The 402-nt window shown below is 58.7% G+C and carries 1 protein-coding gene; it reads right to left on the reverse strand.

Annotated elements, in window-relative coordinates:
• Positions 1–29: 29 nt before the first annotated feature.
• Positions 30–402, reverse strand: a 373-nt coding sequence (locus KJQ96_RS38810; RefSeq protein WP_213291200.1) for a transposase, incomplete at its 5' end; no start/stop codon positions are given.

Here is a 402-nt window from a genome sequence, read left to right on the forward strand (position 1 = left end):
AGCCCGACGAGCTGGCCTTGCAGCCTGTCTCATGCTCGGATCGCTTCGATCAATCCGCCAACGCCCAGGATGCTCATTACCCTTTTCAAGTTGTAGGCCAGGACGTGCAGCGCCATCTCGGTGTTGACGTTCTTGAGCGTTTTCATCTGGAAGTGCGTCGATCCCATCCAAGACTTTATCGTACCGAAGGGATGCTCCACCGTCTGGCGACGCAGACGCATCTTGTCCGGGTTGCGGTCAAGCCGCGCCTGCACGGCCTCAAGGACGGCTTCGTGCTCCCAACGTGAGATCCGGCGCTCTTTGCCTGTTGTGCACTTGGCCTTCAGCGCGCACGCCTGGCAGGCGGTGGTCCAATAGCGACGCAGTATCTTGCCGTCCTCTTCATTGGAGTAGTGATAGGTT

The sequence above is a fragment of the Bradyrhizobium sp. sGM-13 genome, from assembly GCF_018398875.1.
Lineage (GTDB): Bacteria > Pseudomonadota > Alphaproteobacteria > Rhizobiales > Xanthobacteraceae > Bradyrhizobium.